We start from the raw sequence: 19063 nt of genomic DNA, 5'->3' as shown, positions 1-19063 counted from the left end.
CCCCATCGTAAGGAGGGCCTGGGTGAACTCTGATTTGGTTTTGATACCCTGGCATGGGGCGAAACTAGATGGGCGTTGTGGGCCTCTTACGGAGCACTGTACCTAGTAACGCCCCGCCAGCATGGAGCTTTTCCACTGGAGCATCTGGAAGCGTTTGGTTGCCCTGCGATCAACTGCGACGGTTGCCCAGAGCAACAGGTCTTCGACTACTCGCGCCATTGGAAGGCTGGCGTCTGCCGCAATTGCGTAGATGGTGGCCTTGAGTTTGCTGTCAAGACGTGCGCTAAAGTGTTCTCTTGCGATGCTATCACCCCCCTTGTGGGTCGATTTTGTAGATGAACAAGACGCAGCCAAGCGAAGGCCTGGTGCGACAATGTAGATGAACTGGTGCGTAAGAGGGCCACGCTGCGTGGTCAGCACAGCGTGGCCTATGAGGACGGCCCTGGTCAGAGCCTGGAGGCACAAGCGGCGGGCGTTGCGGCCCTTCTCGACGATGAAAGCCTAATATTACCACGAGTCCCGGCTGGTATGTCATTTCCTTAAACATCCTGCCTCGGCGATCAAACAGACAACAATACACGATCTGCCGGGAGGCACTTCCCAACTACTCACAAGTGTTCCCTCGCCCCACAGACCGCGCCAGTCCTAGCTTCAAGGGAAAAGAGCTTGTCAAGTTCTTGTGGACAGGTGGTGGAGAAGGCTGGCAAGGCGCGTGGATGCTAGGTTGAGGGGGTGGAACGTCCTTGAAAGCAAGCCCGTGATTGTTCTGGGTGGGTTCGATAGGCCATGCCCATGACTATGCGCTCCCTAGTGATTACAGCATGTTACGGCATTTCATGCCCAGAAGGTCGCGCATTCTGGTGAAGTTGTGGCGTGGGACGATGAGAAAGCCCCGGCAGTGTGAGTGCCAGGGCCTGGAATGTGCCTGGGTGGCATAAAGGGTCAGGCGGCGGGCTTGCCTACAGCATCCGGGTAGTTCGCATACAGGCTCTGACGGCTGATCCCGAACTCTACGGCCAGGGCCTTCACCGTCTCACCCTTGGCCTTGCGCTCCTTGATCTCCTTCACCTGTTCCGGCGTCAGCATCTTGGAGCGTCCCAGGTGCTTCCCTGCGGCCTTGGCTGCGGCGATCCCTTCACGCTGCCGCTCCTTGATCATGCTCCGCTCGAACTCTGCTACGGCTCCCATGACAGCAAGCTGCAAGTCCTGCATGGGGTTCGGTTCCCCTGTGAAGGTCAGGGCCTCCTTGTGGAACTGGACGGCAACACCGCGCTCGGTGAGTTCCTTCACCAGTCTGAGCAGATCAGCCAGGGAGCGGGCAAGCCGGTCCATCGAATGGACGTGGAGAGTATCGCCCCTGCGGAGGTGCTTCAAACAGCCCTCCAGGCCGGGGCGGTTGGTGTCCTTGCCTGACGCCTTATCCTCAAACCGTTCATCCAGGCTCACCCCATCCAACTGGCGGGCTAGGTTCTGATCCACACTGCTCACCCTGACGTATCCGACATGCTGACCGCTCATGGTGTCCTCCCTGTTGACAGCATCACTCTAGACTAAGGCTGTCACGTGGTCAACTTGGCTCGATTCGACCTTTGTTGACACGGTGAACAGCGGGTTCCGGCGCAGGCCAGGGCGTGACGGGAAAGGTACACTCTGACTGACACACCTGGACTCACTGGAAGTGAACGCGGATGACTTCCACGGGCATGGTCACGACCAGGATCGCTGGAGCCTCGCAAGTGGGCAAACCGGGGTAAGGTGTCACTGCGGGCATCAGAACGCGGCAGACGGGACCGCTGAAGTCATGGTCAGCCAGCCTGGGCGGAGGGTTCGACTGGAGCTGGATGCGTCGAGGGGATGGGGGGGCGTGAGTGGCAGTGGGGGGGCATGTGGACGAGGGGGCGGCGTCTTTTGTGACCTAGTTACCTGTTCACGCGCGCACAGCGATTTTCAGACCCACCCCCATGCTTCCTGTGGATCGACTTGGCTGATATATTTCTGGGTGTTCCTGGGAGCTGTTTCGAGGTGGGAAATGGTCGAGGTGGATATAGCGATGGACATAGTCCTGGGTGTCCAAGGGTGTGTTTGGTGTCCAGGGATGTAGGCAGGAAGCCGCTTAAACATTGGGGAGCGTTGGGTTGGGCCTTGCCTTTCACGCCGTTAACAGGGGTTCAAATCCCCTTGGGAGTAGCGACGAACGTAGCTCTGACTCGGTGATCCTGGGATCCAAGACGCTCCTTTAACGGCTCTGCTGGCATTCGTCGTAAGTCAGGGGTAGCCTTCTCAAGATGTGTCGTTTGCCGCTCTCAACGGACTCGATTCCAATTTACCACACTTGCCATTTTTTTCTGTTTTGCTAATCTTCATAAAGATTTCAACCCTCACATAGATCATTAGCATAAGAATGGAGCTTGCTTGGCAACACCTCCACACATCGATACGGCCTGGAGCATATTGTCCCTTCCTCACGTCAACTGGCTTCCTGGCAATGCAATCCTGGCCTCTATCGCCCTTGTCAGCGTTTGTGTCACCCTGGCCGCACTCCTAGCCTTACTTTCAATGAGGAGGCGCCATGCGAAGCAACTTGCGACAGTAGAAAGTGAACACATCGAAGTCCTTGAGATGCAAAAAACGCTGCTCAAACGCGACGCATGCCTGCGCACCATCCTAAAGCACACCAACACTATTATTTTCATCCTCGACTATGACGGCACGGTACGACTGTCCGAGGGCATGGCTCAGAACGCTGTCAAAGATTCACAAGAAGGGAGCGTCGGCAAGAAGTTTCATGACGCATATCCTGAGCTATCGGATTTGCAGGCCTACCTCCAGCAAAGCATGCAGGGAGAGACTGTTCAGGATTTTGTCTCCTATTCCGGCGGCACGTTCCGACTGCTGACCAGCCCCCTGACGGATGCGGAAGGCAAGGCGGACGGACTGGCGGGCATCCTGCTCGACGTCACCGAGATTGAGCAGGCTCGCGCCCGCATCACGGAAAGCGAGAACATGTTCCGCTCGATTTTTGACAATGCTCCTTATTCCATGGTGGTCCAGCGTATCTCCGACGGCGTCCCCCTTGAAGCAAACCAAGCCTTCCTCAAGCGAATGAACATCACTCGAGTGGACCTGCGCCAATTTGACGCCAACGCCCTCACAGAACTCTCCGATGAGGAGGCCCACGCCTTGCGTCAACACATTGCGAAGCAAGGCGGCCTGCACGGACAAGAGGCGACTACTCGCCGACCCGATGGCAGCATCGCACACGTGATCTACACCTCGGTGCCCATCACCTATGATGGTGAACCCTGCCTGCTCAGCCTGACCGTGGACATCACTCCGCAAAAGGAAGCCCTGCACGCAAAGATGGAAAGTGAGGAAACGCTTCGAACATTATTCAACAACGCCCCACTCGGGATTTTCCGCTCGACGTTCAACGGCCCCACCGAGGAGGTCAACCGCGAGTTGGTTCGAATGCTCGGCTATGAAAACAGGGAAGAACTTCTCGCCGCAAGGCCTCACGCCCTGTATGCGGAACCGCAGGAGAAAAGCGAGTTTCTGGAACAGCTTCTGGCCTCCCCGGCCGGGGTGCGCAGCGAAGTGATCCTCCATCGTAAGGACGGCAACCAACTGCCTGTCGCGATCAGCGCCTCACTTCAACTCGACGCAGAAGGCCGACCCTCTTGGATCAACGGATTCATAGAGGATCTTAGTAAGCGCAAAGAGCATGAGCGCGAGCTCCAGTTCTGGACACGACGTTTTGAGATAGTGAACACTGCGGCGCAGCACATCTTTTACGACTATGACCTACGGTCGGGCAACATGCAGTGGGTCGGCGCAGTGCGAGAGGTACTGGGATTCGAACTTCAAGAGCTAGACGGTCCTGTGCAGAGATGGAAGGATCTGCTCCCCCCGGAAGATGCGCCGGAGGTTTTACTGTGGCTGGAAGAGGTCTGCGCGCACGAAGGGAAATTCGACATTGAATACCGCTTGCGCCACAAGCACGGCCACTATGTCTACGTGCACGACAGCGGCGTAATTCAGGCCGGAAATGGTGGTCAACCTAGACGGATGTTAGGCATCATTCAGGATATTAGCGCGCGGAAGCAAGCGGAATTGGCCCTTGCTGCCAGCGAGAAGATGTACCGCACCCTCTTCGAATCCGCCCAGGACACAATCCTGGTGATGGACGGGCCGACCATCGTGGACTGCAACCCCAGCGCAACCGCCCTCATCGGCTGCACCCGAGAGGAAATGATCGGTCGGGCCCCGGCAGATTTCTCCCCGCGGGTACAGGCAGATGGCGAGGAGACCACCCGGATGATGCGTCGCATCCTTGAGCATGCCGAGGCCGGAGAGCGGCTGCGCTTCGAGTGGTTGTGCCAGAGGGTGGACGGCGGTATTATAGAAGTGGAGACCTCGCTGACGCCCATGGATGTGGGCGGTGCACGGTATCTGTTGGCCCTCACGCGGGATGTTTCCAAAAGCAAAGAGGCCGAACGTAACCTACGCCTCTCAGAAGAGAAGTTCTCCAAAATTTACAATCTTGCGCCGTATAGCATCTCCATCTCACGACTGAGTGACAGTATTATTCTTGACGTGAACGCTGCATTCGAAAAGATCACCGGACACGTTCGGTCTGAGAGCATTGGAAAATCCGGAGACGATCTACAGATTTGGAATGACCATGCAAGTCGCACAGCCTTCCTGGAACAGCTTCACCGCGACGGAACGGTATTCGATTATGAATTTATAATGCGTCGCAAGGACGGCACACTTCGCAACGCCTTGAACTCGTGCCAGTACCTTGAGATCAATGGCGAACGCTGCTCCCTGAACATCGTGCGCGACATCACGGAAATAAAGCTGGCGCAGCAGGCCATGGTACAGACGGAGAAGATGATGTCTCTCGGCGGCCTGGCCGCTGGCATGGCGCACGAGATAAATAACCCCTTGGGGATTATTGCCCAGTCCGTGCAGGGCGTACAGCGTCGACTCGACCCCGCCCTGCCGACCAACCTGGAGGTAGCTCAAACTCTTGACCTGGACATGGAGGCCACCCACGAATACATGCGACGCCGGAATATTCTCCGTTACCTGGAAGGAATTCGAGAAGCGAACGAGCGCGCCACGAGCATCGTGCGAAACATGCTCAACTTCAGCCGCAAGAGCGACTCCGGCTTCGTGGATCGGAATGTATCCGAGCTGGTGCGCCAAGCAGTCTCCCTGGCGGAAAAGGATTATGATCTCAAAAAGAATTACGACTTCCGCCAGATTGCTGTTCACTTAATGCTCTCGGAGTCGCTCCCTTCAATTCCCTGCATCCCCTCCGAGGTCGAACAAGTCCTCCTCAACCTGCTAAGAAATGCTGCACAGGCATTGGCTGAAGCTGGAACTGTGAACCCGACAATCACGGTACGTGCGGCCAGAGAGGACGGCGAGGCCATAATCCAGGTGGAGGACAACGGCCCAGGCATCTCGGCCAACCAGGTCGACAGGGTGTTTGAGCCCTTCTACACCACTAAGAAGGTAGGCGAGGGCACAGGCCTGGGGCTGTCCGTAAGCTATTTCATCATCACCACCACCCACCGGGGCAAGATGAGCGTGGACTCGAAACCCGGCCGGGGAACATGTTTCACTATCCGACTGCCACTTACACGGACGGTCAAGTCGTCCAGCCATTGAGCCAAAGTCCCGCCTGGAACAGAGTCAAGGCGGGACCAGCCAACTTCGTAGATAACGGCCTTACGCGCCGTTCTTCATGCTCTCGATGAGCGTTCGCAGGGTTTGCGCCTGCCTCGCCAGATCTCCCACGGCCTGAGCAGACTGATTCATGGCGCTGGCGGTCTCGCCGGAGATGAGATTGATATCGTCGATGGAGCGATTGATCTCCTCGCTGGCAGCGGACTGCTGCTCGGAGGCCGCCGCGATAGAGCGCACTTGGTCGGTGGACACCTCGACCAGGGTCACGATTTCCTTGAGCGCCGTGCCCGACTCGTTGGCAAGGTTTGTTGCCTGTTCAATAGTGATGACGGAGTGCTCCACGTTCTCCAGGTTCTTGCGGGCACCCTGCTGGATGCCGCTGATAGCCTCGCCCACTTCCTTAGTTGCGGCCATGGTCTTTTCGGCCAACTTACGCACCTCGTCGGCCACAACCGCGAAGCCGCGCCCGGCATCACCTGCACGCGCCGCTTCAATGGCAGCATTTAGCGCAAGGAGGTTTGTCTGATCGGCGATGTCGTTAATGACGTTGATGATCTGGCCAATGCCTTCGGCTTGTTTGCCAAGCACGACCATGTCCCCTTTCAAGGCCACAGACTTACTCTGCAAGTCAGTAATGCTTTCAACTGCTTGGGCAACGACTTTGGCACCCTCAAGAGCCTTGGTGCGGGCGTTGCCCGAGGAGTCCGCCGCCTGGGAGGCGTTCTTAGCCACCTCAAGCACAGTGGCGTTCATTTCCTCCATGGCCGTGGCGGTCTCAGTCACGCGATGGGACTGAACCTCAGCGCCACGACTTGATTGCTCGATCTGAGCCGAGAGTTCCTCACTGGCTGAACTGACGGCCTCGACAATCTTTTCCAACTGATGGGCGGCGGCGATCATGCCTTCGGCCTTAGCCCGTTCCGCCCTGGTCTTGGCCTCATTGGCCTCGTCCGTGGCGATCTGAGCTAGCCGGGCCTGCCCCGCGGCATCGGCGGTTTTCTGTTCAGCTTCGACGATCTTAGATTTCATGGCCTTCACCATGTCCTGCATGACCGCGTAAACGCCACCCTGTCGCTTCTGAGGGCGGAAGGCCACATCAAGGTCGCCGCCAGCGATCTTACCCGCCACGTCTCCCAGATAGCCAGGATCCTCACCTAATTGGGCGGACACACTGGATGTAAGCATAAATCCCAGACCGATGGAGACGATGAAGGACAGGGCCATGACGACCAGCATCATGTTCGTGGCTTTGCTGGCGCTAGCGTTGTTGCCTTCGGAGATCTGCTTGCCTTGCTTCTCATTCTCCTTCATAAGCGCATCAATGCTATCCTGATACTTACGGGCACTGGTGCGCCCATCGGTCGCAAGCAACGCTGCGGCTTCGTCCATGTTCCCCGCAGTCCCCATTGCAAGGACTTTATCCAGAACGGTGATGAATCCATGACGATCTTCCAGCAATTTCTTATACAAGGACCGCTCGTCATCGCTGCTCAGGGTTGCTTCGTACTTGGACAAGCTTTCGCTAATAGCCACCCGGAACTGCTTTATCCTTTCCACATATGCATTGAACGTCGGCATGTCTTTCGCGTTCACGGCCTCCATGGCGTTTGCACGGATGCGCTGCATGTTGATGGCGACTGAGGCTATCTGCCCCAGGGGGACCATACTCTGTTCGTAGAGCCTCGTGCCGTTGTCATCTATCTGGTGCATCTCCATGCTGCCATAAGTTCCTACTGCGAGAGTGAGCAGTGATACGACGAAAAAACTTGTGATTAATTTTGTGCGGAGATTTATGTTACGCAGTGTGTTCATGGTGGCCTCCTCTGGATGAAGTATTGTAGATGCACCGATCCATATGCCCGGCGCAGTCCATTCGGATTACTGATGGATTGCTGGTTGATCGTGGAATGCGTCCATCTCTTCCACTGTCAGCATCTGACCTGAGTCGAGCAATATGAGCAAGCGGCCGTCTCGTTCACCCCCCAGTCGTCCCACTCCACGAATAAATTTTGAGTCCATCCCGGAAATCACTGTCGGGGGCACATCGACCATACTTGCGGGCAGCCTCAACACCTCAGACACGGAATCCACCTGGCAGCCAATGACCCCGCTCTCCAGGGCGAAAACCACGATCCGCGTCTGCGTGTCTGGGGCCTTAGAGGCGAGGCCGAAGCGTTTGCGCATGTCGATGATAGGGATGACCTTGCCGCGCAGATTCAAAATGCCCTCCACAAAGGCCGGTGCGCTAGGCACCTTGGTTAGGCCCGTATGGCGGATGATCTCCTGCACAGAGAGGATGTCCACTCCATATTCCTCCTCAGCCACCTTAAATGTGACGAGTTGGAGCAAGGTGTCCATGGCGCTGCTGATGTTTGCTTCGACGTTCATGCGCCCTCCTTCGCAGGCTCGTGACCGATATTCCAGGCCAACATGTAGGAGACATGGCCGGGGTTCTGGCCGTACATGACATTGACCAGACGCAGCAGGAAGCGCTCGACAAAGCGGAGCAGACTCTCCGGCGGGAAACCCTGCGGCATGCGAGTTCCCCTTACGCCGAGGGAAATGGACTCGGACTGATGCTCAACTCGGCCTGCCAGACGGCGGGCCTGATTGTTGCCGTAGGCAAACAGGTTGCACGGGGGTGCGATGTGTTTTGGATTCATGGTCTTCTCTTTCAGAGCTATTGCTAAAAAATGATCTGCCTGAATGCGTCGACGCATTTCGGACAGAAATGAGTGCCTGCGTTTTTGAAGACGTAGCTGGCGGCATCAACTGGGTTCAACCCTGCCCGGTAGGGGCGATCTGAACAGAGAGCTTCGTAGACATCTGCCACGGCGAGGATGCGTGCTTCCAGGAGGATACCCTCCCCTGCCAACCCCTTGGGATAGCCCGAGCCGTCGTAACGCTCGTGATGCTGCAGAACCAACTCGGCCACGGGGCCGTCGAAAGGGATGTTGCACAGAATGCGGTAGCCGCAAGTGACGTGGCTGCGAATCTCCTCGAGCTCGTCGGGACTCAACGCGATGCGCTTGTTAAGGATGGACTCGGGGACGCCGATCTTGCCGATGTCATGTAGGAGTCCGGCCAGCATGAGCACCTCCTGCTCCTGCTCCCCCAGTCCCAGTGCAATGCCGATGTCCACGGATATGCGGGCAACGCGCTCGTTGTGTCCTGCCGTGTAGGGATCTTTCTCACGTAGGGCGAGGTTCAGTGAACCAATGCTCGTCTTGAGAGCCGCCTCCAAACGTAGCACCGTGTCCTTGTGGCTACTGGACCAGCTTTGCAACTCATGCTCCAGCTCATTAACCCTGCTCTCCAGATTCAGCAGATACTGGCTGGCGTTCCGGCGTTCCCGGGCCTTGTTAAGCATTCTCTCTACTGTCTGCCCCAGGAGAGGCATGTCCTTGAGAGGCTTGGACAGGTAGTCCCAGGCTCCCAGGCGCATGGTCTTAACGGCATCATCCAAGGTGCCAGTACCTGAGATAATGACCACCGGTGTCTCCGGGGCCTCCTCGGCCAGGTGAGTCACAACGAGAAAACCATCCCCGTCGGGCATGCGTAGGTCCGAGAGCACAATGTCTGGCCGATACCTCCGGAAGAGAGTCAGCCCCTCGGCCCCGCTAGATGCCTCCAGCACTTCGTGCCCCATGTCTCCCAGGTAATCGCTGGTGATCAGACGCAAAATTGGCTCATCGTCGATGCACAGAATCTTCGCCATGCTGGGTCCTCCTTGGGCGGCGGTCTCACCCGAAGTAGTCAAGAGCTGTGCCAACACGGCTTTACTGTTTGAAATTAGACACTTAAGACCATTTCACTCGCAAAATGGGGCGACGTAAGGAGAGACCGCTACGGGTTTATTGAGCGGAACGACTGACGTGGGTGGGTACAGTGAAGGGAAACAAGGACTTAACGTACAAACAAGAAATCTTGAGACAATCAGGAAAACTTGATCGGATCGCTCAACCGCGTTTCAAACGTTCGCTCAAAGCCTGGGGGCTTATACCCAGGAGAGCGGCTGCAGCCTTCTGCACGCCCCCGGCACGGCGCATGGCCTCGGCCACCAAGGCGTCTGCAGCGGCCCGTAGACTGGGCAAGACGGGCAGTTCGGCGAATGGCGTTTTGCATGTGACATTCGGGAGTTCTGCTTCAGGTAGGGTGGCAAGAGCGGGGAAGGCCTCCGGCCCGAGAGAGCCATCGATGCTGCGACTAAGGGCGTCATGGGCCATGGCCCTCAGCTCGCGAACGTTTCCCGGGAATGGGTAGGCCTTTAGCTGAGTAAGCAGGCGGGGCTGGCAGTCCGGCACAGGCCGCCCCAGATGGGTACAGGCCTGGACCAGGAAATGTCGAAGCAACAGCGGAATGTCCTCGAGCCGTTCCCGCAGAGGGGGCAGGTCCACGGTATGTGTGGCTAGTCGGAAAAAGAAGTCACTACGGAAATCCGGATCACAACGCAGCACTGCGAGTCTCCGGTTGGTGGCAGCCAGAATTCGAGCCCGCAGAGGACGAAGGCAGTCGCTGCCAAGGGGATGGTATTCTCGCTCTTGAAGCACACGTAGCAAGCGTATCTGTGCCTGCTGGCCCAAGTCGCCCACCTCGTCTAAAAACAGGGTCCCCCCGGCGGCCTTCTCCATGAGTCCCTCGCGAGGTCTGTCGGCCCCGGTGAAGGCTCCCCGCACATGACCGAAAAGCGTGTCCGAGAAGGCTTGGTCATCTAATCCGGCCACGTTAACTGCCACAAAGGGTCCAGTGCAGCGACTGGAGCGGTGCAGGGCCCGGGCCAGCAGTTCTTTGCCTATACCTGTCTCCCCAGTGATGAGCACCGGCTCCGAGCCCTGAGCCACGGCCTCGCAGTAGCGAAAAATGTCGCGCATGCGCGTGCTCGCAGTGAGTATTTGCTCGAAATCCTCCGGCCGCTGCGGCCCTTCGGCCAAAAAGGAACGCGAGAGCATGGCATTGCCGCGCTTGAGTGCGCTTCTTTCCAAGGCGCGATCCACAGCGTGGTCCAATATGGCCATATCAGAGACAGGCTTCTGGATATAATCGAAGGCCCCAGCACGCAGGGCCCTGATGACGTCATCCATCTGCCCCTGGCCGGAAACAATGATAACCGGGACGTCGAGGTCCTCCTGGCGGATTGCGGCGAGAACTGCGTGTCCGTCCATGGGGGCCATGCGCAAATCCAGCGTGATGAGTGCGGGACGCTGGCCACGGAAAAGGTCGAGTCCGGCCTGGCCGTTATCGGCCTCCAGCACCTCAAAGCCCCGGTCGCGCAAGTGGTCGCCTAGGGTGAGTCTCAACATAGGCTCGTCCTCGATGATCAGGATGCTTACCGAGGTCAGGTCGCTCATTTCGCGCGGCCTATGAGATCGAGGATATCCGAAAAATCCTGCATCCTCTCCACGGGCTTGCTGAGCACAGCCATTATCCGGCCCCCCACAAGTTCCTGCTCCACATTGCCACTTGCGTATTCGAGAGAGCCTGTGTGAATAATGTAGCGCAGTTCCGGCCTCAAAAGGCTTGCTTGTTTGATGAACGTATTCCCGTCGATACCTGGCAGGCGAAGGTCGACAATTGCCAAGGTGAAATTGTTCGCGCGCAATGCCTCAAGAGCTGCGGCCCCATCCCCGCAAGAGACAACATGATGCCCCATATCCACGAGATAGTCTTCGAGGGTCTCGCAGATGCGCTCCTCATCATCAAGAATAAGTACGGAATGCTGCACCTGACATGCCCCCAGCCATATACCTAAGAACAATGCACCTCATGTTAAGGCAATATAAAACAAACCAATGTGACAGGCAAGTGCCCGTTCCCTCGAGAGCAATCCTAGTGCAATTTGTGAGAACAGCGCCGAGTATGTCCTTTGGTGGCGTTTTACCCGCAGGTACAGTGCGTAATCATGACACGTCTTGAAAGCACAGGTCATGACATCCTGCCCGGCTTGACGAGGCAGTACTAACTCAGTTTTCGTGGCTGATTACGAAGAGGAGGTCTGCCATGAAAAGATGGCAGTTGACCTCAAAGCCGAAGGGGATTGTTCTCGAAGGCCCTTGAGGATGACCAATCGGCGAACTGTGCAACAAGCATGGCATTATCCAGACGCATTATTACTCGTAACTCGACCGCTTCTTGGAGGATCTTGACCGCTGGAACAACGAGTACAACGTAAACTACCTACACTCTACTTTCGGATACAAGTCGCCTGAGGCCCTCAAGTCAGAGCAACTCAGTCGCGAACTCACCTTGCTGACGTTTGCCAAACTAGTGACAGAACAATGACAACAAACAAATTCTGCATGTATAACATGCAAAACAGCATAAGCCTGCTAGGTTACATGGATTTTATCTGGAAGTAGAGGTATCCGCTCGATTTTGACCGTTGGCCCCGCAGCCCAAAGGCCAAGTAGCAACAAAAAAGCAACAACTCATCCGAGATTCTCGGTCCTCTTCAGAAAAAATGAGAAAATTTTAGTCAACGATTCATGCCACATAGGAACTCGTCGAAACTCATCAGACAGGCTGAAATGGGCCTCCGGAGCCAAAGGCCACAGGTTCGAATCCTGTACTGCCCACCACAAGGAATTCAAGGGGTTGCGACCACAAGTCGCAACCCCTTTTCCTATCTCTGGCTAACGGATGGCTAACGTCGTTGTCAGAAGCGGCACGGTCGTAGAGCTCGCAAAACAGTTTGAGAATTCCTGCAAGATAGTTTGAGAATTCAAAGAGGCGGGCACGGTGGTGTAAGGCGGCGCGCAATTTGGCACTGATTTTCGCGCGATTCGGCACGCTGCCCTGTCAGCCTCCCTCTATTTAAACGCCTCCTCGGCCTTGCGGATTCGCTCGGTGGCGAGGGCCGCACATTCGGTCGACAGTTCCACCCCCGTGAAGCGCCTTCCCGTCTCCATGCAGGCCAACGCCGTAGTGCCCCCCCCATGAACAGGTCCAGCACCATGCCGCCCGGCTGGCTCACTGCCAGATGGTCCTTGATCAGGTCCACTGGCTTGCCCGCAGGTGTACCTTCTGGGCTGTGTTCACCCAATGATCGAGCACTGCAAGGAAACACCGCCAGTGGCTGCTGCCAGTTCCGGGCTGACGTGTTCAGCGGCGGTCGGCGTAGCGATGGCCGTGTCAGTGCTGGCCGCATCCAGGAACTGGCAAGACGAGATACTCCTCCTTGTCGGTCATGGCCCTGCCTGCGTGACCGTCATGCAGAGCGCGAACAGGTCGTCCGCTCAGCCCCCACAATCCAGAAGGACCTGTTCTTGGCCCGGTCAAGAACAGCTCATACATCAGAACGCGACCTCAAGACGATCGACAAACGCTTTTGATTGCGATCCTACAACAAAGGTGAGAGTATCTTTCCGGATAGTGCTTCGACAAGTAACAAGGTGCCTCTGGGGCAAACTCACTCCTCAATATGCGCAGCATACATTATTAACGTGCGAATCTTGAACGAGTAATCTATGAACCTTGGACATAGATGGCGTTCGCTGCGAAAGTCCATGCGCTTCCGGCTTGTCCTGCTGATCGTGGCAAGTGTATTGCCGGTTGGTATAGCCGCCAGTATTCTGGTTTACACACATTATCAGCAAGAGCGCGAAGATATTTCCCAAAGCATGCTTGAGACCACCCGCAGGTACTCCGCAACCATGGACCAGGAGTTGGAGGGTATTCTTGCGACCTTGCAAACGCTGGCCAAATCACCTGCCCTCTCATCGGGCAATCTCACCTGCCTGTACGATCAGACCCTGCTGGCTCTTGTAGGTCGTCCCGGAGCTGACATCATTCTGGCGGACGAGACAGGGCAGCAGTTGGCCAACTCCTATCTTCCTCATGGAGCACCCCTTCCCAAACGCAATATTCCGGATCGAGTCAAACGTCTGTTTGAGACCGGCGAGCCGAGCGTAAGCGACATATTCAAGGGAGCGGTTACAGGCCGTCACCTTGTCGGATTCGATGTCCCGGTCATGAAAGAAGGCCGAGCGATCTACGACCTGGGGATGACCTTGCCCGTGGACACCCTGTTGCAGAACCTATTGCTTCCGAAGCTGCCACCTGAATGGACGGCCACGATCCTGGACAGCAACGGCGTTGTTGCGACCCGCACACGGGACCATGAGAAGTTCGCAGGAACAACGCCCCATATGCCAGTTCTCGCTCGCCACAAAGAAACAGCGCGAGAGGGAGTCTTTGAAGCCCAGGGACTTGCAGGAGTACCGGTCCTGGTAGGGTACAGCCAGTCGACCATCTCGGGATGGACCATGGTCATCAGTGTGCCTATGGCCTCCGTTGAGAAACACTTGTGGCCATGGTTGCTTTGGGGGCTCGGAGGCACGTTCCTTCTTGGGTGCATTGGTGTGGGCATCGCCTTGCGTCTGGGGAACAGTATTTCCCAGTCCATCAATTCCCTCGCAGATGCGGCCATGGCTGTAGGCATGGGAAAACCGGTGGCCAATGGCCACTATGATTTCAGTGAGACCAAGGGGGTGGGCGAATCTCTGGCCAGGGCTTCAGAACTCCTTCAGCAGCGTGATAATGCCCTGCGCGAGAGCCAGTTTTTGCTCCATACGGCCCTGGCGAGCATGTCTGATGCCATGTTCATTTCAGACGTAGACGGAAATTTCCTCGTCTCCAGTGACGCGTTTGCATCGTTTTACAGATTCAATGACAGGCAAAAATGCTTCAAGAATCTGGCTGAGTTCCCAAACGTTTTGGAAGTCTTCACGGAAAACGGAGACTTGGCTCCCTTGGAACAATGGGCTGTCCCCAGAGCATTGCGCGGCGAGACCGGCAAGGATGTCATTTACAACCTTCGGCGCAGAGACACTGGCGAGCGTTGGGTTGGAAGCTACAGTTTCGCTCCGCTATATGACACGAACGGCAAGATTGTCGGCTCGGTAGTGGTAGGACGCGACATAACTAAACGCAAACAGGCCGAACAAGCCTTGAAAGAGAATGAAGAACGACTCGAGCTGGCCTTAGCCGCAACAAATATTGTACTCTGGGATTGGTCACTCAATACTGGCGATATTTTTTTAAGTCCCCAAGCGTTTAGAATGCTGGGGTATGAACCAGGAGAATTCACCCCAAGTTTCGACACATGGCGCGAGCAAGTCCATCCAGATGACCTGCCAAGGGTCTTGCGTAACTTTGAAGAAGCAATGAAGAACTGTGACAGTCGGTTCAATGAAGAATTTAGAATGAAAACTAAACAGGGGCACTACCTCTGGATTGCGCAGAAATCACAGCTAATGGATTTTGATGAGAACAACAAAGCGACGCGCATCATCGGGACCTATGCTGATTTCACCGGCCGCAAGAGGGCTGAGCAGTTCCGAATAGATGTGGAACGCATCATCCGCCACGACATCAAGGCTCCTCTTGCTGGCATTCACTCCCTTGCTCAATATGCCTTGAGCGAAGATCTGGACGGAGAGTTGCGCGCGGAGATTCCACCGCTCCTGCACGGCATCCGCCAAGTGATCAATCTGATTGATTCATCAGATAAAGTCGCTCAAATGGAGCTTGGGGAATACAAGCCTCAATCAAAATGGTTCGACATCAAGGGAGTGGTGCAGAGCATCGAACTGTCGCTGCGAACGTGGATAACGACCAAACGGATCCGCCTTGTCCAGCAGGGAGCGCTCGACCCCGTCGCGCGTCAACTTTCCTTGGTATTTGGAGAAGAATTCCTGATCGAGAACATGCTCCTGAACCTGGTGAAGAATGCAGTGGAAGCCTCGCCAGGGGATAACGACGTGACTATCTCCCTCTCCCACGAGAATGACGAACAGCGCATCGATATCCATAATATGGGAACAATTCCCGAAACTATCCGTGACCGTTTCTTTGAAAAATACGCAACTGAGGGAAAATCACATGGCAAGGGATTGGGAACCTACAGCGCCCAACTCATCGCCAAGGCTCATGGGGGGGGCATTGAGTTCACCACATCGGGCACAGATGGGACCACGGTCAGTGTGATCCTTCCATTTCCTCAGGATGAACGACGGTGACTCTCCCGAGGGAGGCTGTTTATGGCATCGCAATATCTGACCATGATGGACAGTTTTCATACCGCAATAGGAGGATATTGCCGTATTCGTGGACGATATTCACAGTCCGTATCCATACAGACGCCCGTCTCTGAAATTCAATCAACATCGAATGGGACAGGGCGCTCCTGGCACCACCACCCACACTCACCTCAAAAATTGCATTGCGATAGCGAAGAAGCTTTACTAGATAGAGGGCCAACTTCACTATACAGAGACCATAATCAGGCAGCCGTTGCCCTTGCAACGCAAGACGCCCTGATTTGGAGGATAAAGGCGAATGAACTGCACATGTTCCGCCGGGCGCACCGTGGACGAGCGCGAAATGTTCATGGAACTCATCGGGTTGTTGAGTTCCGGCGCAAGTCCCGAAGAAATGCTCACCGCCCTGCTGCCGCTGTTGCAGCACTGGTCCGGCTGCGAGGCGGTGGGAATCCGCCTGCGTACGGGGCATGAGCACCCGTATATCGAGACGGACGGGTTCGCCGAAGACTTCATACACATGGAAAACAGGCTTTGCCCTCCAGGCGAGAAGACCCCCAGCTCCCCACAGACCTTGACGACGTCTCCGGACAAGACCGGCTCACGCGACGTCACTGCGATGTCCGCTCCGACTTTCACGGCCCACGGAACCTTCTGGAACAACGGCGCGTTCTGCATCAGGAATGGCGACCAAGAGGAGGCGTCCCCCCAGGAGCAGGCAGGCAGGAGGCCGTACCAGTCCATGGCCCTGGTGCCCTTGCGCTACAGGGCCGAGACGTTCGGAATCCTTCTTTTCAACGACACGCGACCGGGGCGCTTCACCCCGGAACTCATATCATTTCTGGAAAAACTTGCGGACAACGTCGCCCTGGCCTTGTCGCGCATCCAGGCGGAAAGAGCCCAGAGGGAAAACGAGGATCTCTACAGGGCGATTTTCTGCGTGAACATCGCCCTCAAGCTGCTCATCGATCCCGGCACAGGAGCAATAATCGACGCCAACGCGGCTGCCTGCGAATTTTACGGCTACGCCTACGGCGAGATGACGCAGTTGCGAATCCAGGACATCGACACCATGCCCTCGGAGCAGGTGCTCCAGATTCTCCAGCGGGCCTGGACAGGCACATGCAGGCATTTCCTGTTCAAGCACCGCCTCGCCAGCGGAGAACTCCGCGACGTGGAGGTCTACAGCGGCCCGGTCCAGCGCCAGGGGCGGCCCCTGCTGTTCTCCATCGTTCACGACGTCACCAAGCGCGTCCAGGCGGAGGAGATGCGCCAGCGCGTGGAGGCGATGCTCCGCCACGACCTCAAATCCCCGCTCTCCGGGATACTCGGCCTGAGCAAGCTGGTGGAAGACCGGACGCAGGAAGCAAAGGTCAAGGAATGGGCGGAGGCCATACGCGAATGCAGTGAAGGCATGCTGCAGCTGGTCGAGCTGAACCTGGACATCTTCAAGATTGAGCAGGGTCTTTTCAAGCTGGAGCCGACCCGGTGCGACCTCGCCCGGATGCTCCATCGGCTGCGCCTGGGCATGAGTTCGGCCCTAAGCAACCGCGAACTGGAAATGCGCATCCTGCTGGAGAACGTCCCGCTTGGCCTGGACGTGGCGCTGCCTCTGTCCTGCCACGCCCCGCTGGTGGAAAACATGTTCTCCAACCTGCTCCAGAACGCCCTGGAGGCGTCTCCGCAAAATGGCGCGATCACGGTGCATATCACGCCCAACGGCTCGACCCTGAAGGTGGGAATCCACAACCAGGGGGCAGTGCCCGAAGACATCCGCCACTGCTTCTTCCAGAAATACGCCACCAGCGGCAAAAGAAACGGCACCGGTCTTGGCGCGTACAGCGCCCGGCTGATCGCCCAGGCCCACGGCGGAGCAATCACGTTCTATTCCTCGGAGTCCGAGGGCACGCGCGTGACGGTTACGCTGCCGATCGAACACATCCCCTCGCAAGAAAACAGCCCGGGATTCCCGCAACCGGGGCAGGAATGCGGTTGCGGGAACACCGTCCGAAGCGGCAATGGATGCGCCGCCTGCCGGAACTGAGCATTCGTCGTATCCTTCGCCCCTGTTTCAGGTACGATCAAGGCGAATTTTGAGGACGCTTTCCTGAAATCCTGATACTTCGGGGAATCATCCCGGTTGCTGGTTTGCGTCCAGGCGCATATTCAGCCACCCCAAAGGAGATTCCCATGCGGACGGGCATCGCCGCCGACCACGGCGGTTTCGAACTGAAGCGCATCCTGGCAGAGGCTCTGCGAGCAGACGGGCATGAGGTGGAAGACTTCGGGGCCAAAGCCCTGGACACCGGAGACGACTACCCGGATTTCGGCGCGGCACTGGCCCGCGCGGTGGCCTCCGGGGCCGTGGAACGGGGAATCGCCCTGTGCGGCAGCGGCGTGGGCATCTGCATCGCCGCCAACAAGATTCCCGGCGCGCGGGCCTGCCTGATCACCGACAGCTTCAGCGCGCACCAGGGCGTGGAGGACGACGCCATGAACATCATGTGCCTGGGCAGCCGGGTGACCGGCCCCATGCAGGCCCTGGAACTCTGCAGGATATTCCTGGCCGCGCGCTTCAGCGGAGCCGAAAGGCACGCGCGCAGGCTCGGCAAGGTCAACGCCCTGGAAGCCGGACTGACAGCACCTCCCGGAGGGAACTGACATGGCATCGGAGGTCACCACTCTTTTCCTGGATGTGGGCGGGGTGCTGCTCACCAACGGCTGGGACCGCAAAGGCCGCCGGGCCGCAGCCGAGACCTTCGGACTTGACCTGGACGAAATGGACGAGCGCCATCACCTGACCTTCGACACCTACGAGGAAGGCAAGCTGAGCCTGGACAGCTACCTGGACCGGGTGGTGTTCCACGCGCCGCGCCCCTTCACGCGCGACGACTTCCGCAAGTTCATGTTCTCGTGCTCGCAGCCTCTGCCGGGGATGATCGAATTGGTGAAAGCGCTCAAGAAGCGCCATAATCTCCGGGTAACCGTGGTGAGCAACGAGGGGCGGGAGCTGACCGAGCACCGCATCCGGGCCTTCGGCCTGAACGCGTTCGTGGACAGCTTCGTGGCCTCCTGCTTCGTGCACATCAGAAAGCCCGACACGGACATCTACACCCTGGCCCTGGATGTCTCACAGGTGCGACCGCAGGAGGTGGCCTACCTGGACGACAGGGCCATGTTCGTGGAAGTGGCGCGTTCGCTCCAGATCACGGGCATCCTGCACACGGACCTGGAAACCACCCGCGCAAAGCTTTCCGCCCTGGGGCTTTCGTCCTGAATACAAAAGAGGCGCCCGCCATGCGCGAGCGCCCCTTTTCAAAGTCCACGGC

General features: G+C 57.1%; 12 protein-coding genes. 5 read left to right on the top strand and 7 right to left on the bottom strand.

Translation table 11 applies throughout. The features are described from left to right. Positions 1-942 precede the first annotated feature (942 nt). Entirely contained in the window at positions 943-1518 is a 576-nt protein-coding gene (locus G453_RS24545; protein ID WP_043646061.1) for a recombinase family protein, read from the bottom strand. An 894-nt stretch (positions 1519-2412) separates the two neighbouring features. Here G453_RS24545 and G453_RS26555 point away from each other — a divergent pair. Beyond that, positions 2413-5679: a PAS domain-containing protein gene (locus G453_RS26555; RefSeq protein WP_156920973.1), complete on the top strand. Its 3267-nt coding sequence runs from the start codon at positions 2413-2415 to the stop codon at positions 5677-5679. Between the two features lie 60 nt (positions 5680-5739). Here the strand turns inward: G453_RS26555 and G453_RS0115790 are convergent, their stop codons facing one another. The 6 genes from G453_RS0115790 to G453_RS24535 form a co-directional block, all read right to left on the bottom strand. Beyond that, entirely contained in the window at positions 5740-7509 is a 1770-nt protein-coding gene (locus G453_RS0115790; RefSeq protein ID WP_027191833.1) for a methyl-accepting chemotaxis protein, read from the bottom strand. Positions 7510-7575: 66 nt separating this feature from the next. Next, complete coding sequence (locus G453_RS0115785) at positions 7576-8085, bottom strand: chemotaxis protein CheW (RefSeq protein WP_084502415.1); 510 nt, start codon at positions 8083-8085, stop codon at positions 7576-7578. After that, complete coding sequence (locus G453_RS28110; protein ID WP_156920972.1) at positions 8082-8360, bottom strand: hypothetical protein; 279 nt, start codon at positions 8358-8360, stop codon at positions 8082-8084. The genes G453_RS0115785 and G453_RS28110 overlap by 4 nt, the downstream gene beginning before the upstream one ends. 23 nt (positions 8361-8383) lie before the next feature. Further along, positions 8384-9415 carry an HD domain-containing phosphohydrolase gene (locus G453_RS0115775; RefSeq protein ID WP_027191830.1) on the bottom strand — a complete coding sequence of 344 codons (1032 nt, stop codon included), beginning with the start codon at positions 9413-9415 and terminating at the stop codon, positions 8384-8386. 241 nt (positions 9416-9656) lie between these two features. Continuing rightward, the gene (locus G453_RS0115770) at positions 9657-11045 is read right to left on the bottom strand and encodes a sigma-54-dependent transcriptional regulator (protein WP_027191829.1); all 1389 of its coding nucleotides are present in this window, start codon (positions 11043-11045) and stop codon (positions 9657-9659) included. Next, the gene (locus G453_RS24535) at positions 11042-11452 is read right to left on the bottom strand and encodes a response regulator (protein WP_051272507.1); all 411 of its coding nucleotides are present in this window, start codon (positions 11450-11452) and stop codon (positions 11042-11044) included. The genes G453_RS0115770 and G453_RS24535 overlap by 4 nt, the downstream gene beginning before the upstream one ends. A gap of 1708 nt (positions 11453-13160) precedes the next feature. On the opposite strand from G453_RS24535, the gene G453_RS26550 reads away from it, so the two are divergent. From G453_RS26550 to G453_RS0115735, 4 genes are all read left to right on the top strand, one after another. After that, the gene (locus tag G453_RS26550) at positions 13161-15713 is read left to right on the top strand and encodes a PAS domain-containing protein (protein ID WP_084502413.1); all 2553 of its coding nucleotides are present in this window, start codon (positions 13161-13163) and stop codon (positions 15711-15713) included. Positions 15714-16032: 319 nt separating this feature from the next. Further along, positions 16033-17778, top strand: a complete 1746-nt coding sequence (locus tag G453_RS24520) for a sensor histidine kinase (RefSeq protein ID WP_051272505.1) — start codon at positions 16033-16035, stop codon at positions 17776-17778. Positions 17779-17924: 146 nt separating this feature from the next. Next, positions 17925-18395 (top strand): RpiB/LacA/LacB family sugar-phosphate isomerase, encoded by a 471-nt coding sequence (locus tag G453_RS0115740; RefSeq protein ID WP_027191828.1) that lies wholly within the window; start codon positions 17925-17927, stop codon positions 18393-18395. A gap of 1 nt (position 18396) precedes the next feature. Further along, a complete protein-coding gene (locus G453_RS0115735) occupies positions 18397-19011 on the top strand; it encodes an HAD family hydrolase (protein WP_027191827.1) in 615 nt (204 codons plus the stop codon). The last annotated feature ends 52 nt before the right edge of the window (positions 19012-19063 follow it).

Source organism: Fundidesulfovibrio putealis DSM 16056, assembly GCF_000429325.1.
GTDB classification, from domain to species: Bacteria; Desulfobacterota; Desulfovibrionia; order Desulfovibrionales; family Desulfovibrionaceae; genus Fundidesulfovibrio; species Fundidesulfovibrio putealis.
This window is presented reverse-complemented; position numbering and strand designations above follow the sequence as displayed.

Coding starts and splice junctions, on each gene's coding strand:
- G453_RS0115740 (WP_027191828.1), top strand. CDS start 17,925: ATGCGGACGGGCATCGCCGCCGACCACGGCGGTTTCGAACTGAAGCGC.
- G453_RS0115775 (WP_027191830.1), bottom strand. CDS start 9,415: ATGGCGAAGATTCTGTGCATCGACGATGAGCCAATTTTGCGTCTGATC.
- G453_RS0115735 (WP_027191827.1), top strand. CDS start 18,397: ATGGCATCGGAGGTCACCACTCTTTTCCTGGATGTGGGCGGGGTGCTG.
- G453_RS0115770 (WP_027191829.1), bottom strand. CDS start 11,045: ATGAGCGACCTGACCTCGGTAAGCATCCTGATCATCGAGGACGAGCCT.
- G453_RS0115785 (WP_084502415.1), bottom strand. CDS start 8,085: ATGAACGTCGAAGCAAACATCAGCAGCGCCATGGACACCTTGCTCCAA.
- G453_RS28110 (WP_156920972.1), bottom strand. CDS start 8,360: ATGAATCCAAAACACATCGCACCCCCGTGCAACCTGTTTGCCTACGGC.
- G453_RS24545 (WP_043646061.1), bottom strand. CDS start 1,518: ATGAGCGGTCAGCATGTCGGATACGTCAGGGTGAGCAGTGTGGATCAG.
- G453_RS26550 (WP_084502413.1), top strand. CDS start 13,161: ATGAACCTTGGACATAGATGGCGTTCGCTGCGAAAGTCCATGCGCTTC.
- G453_RS24520 (WP_051272505.1), top strand. CDS start 16,033: ATGAACTGCACATGTTCCGCCGGGCGCACCGTGGACGAGCGCGAAATG.
- G453_RS0115790 (WP_027191833.1), bottom strand. CDS start 7,509: ATGAACACACTGCGTAACATAAATCTCCGCACAAAATTAATCACAAGT.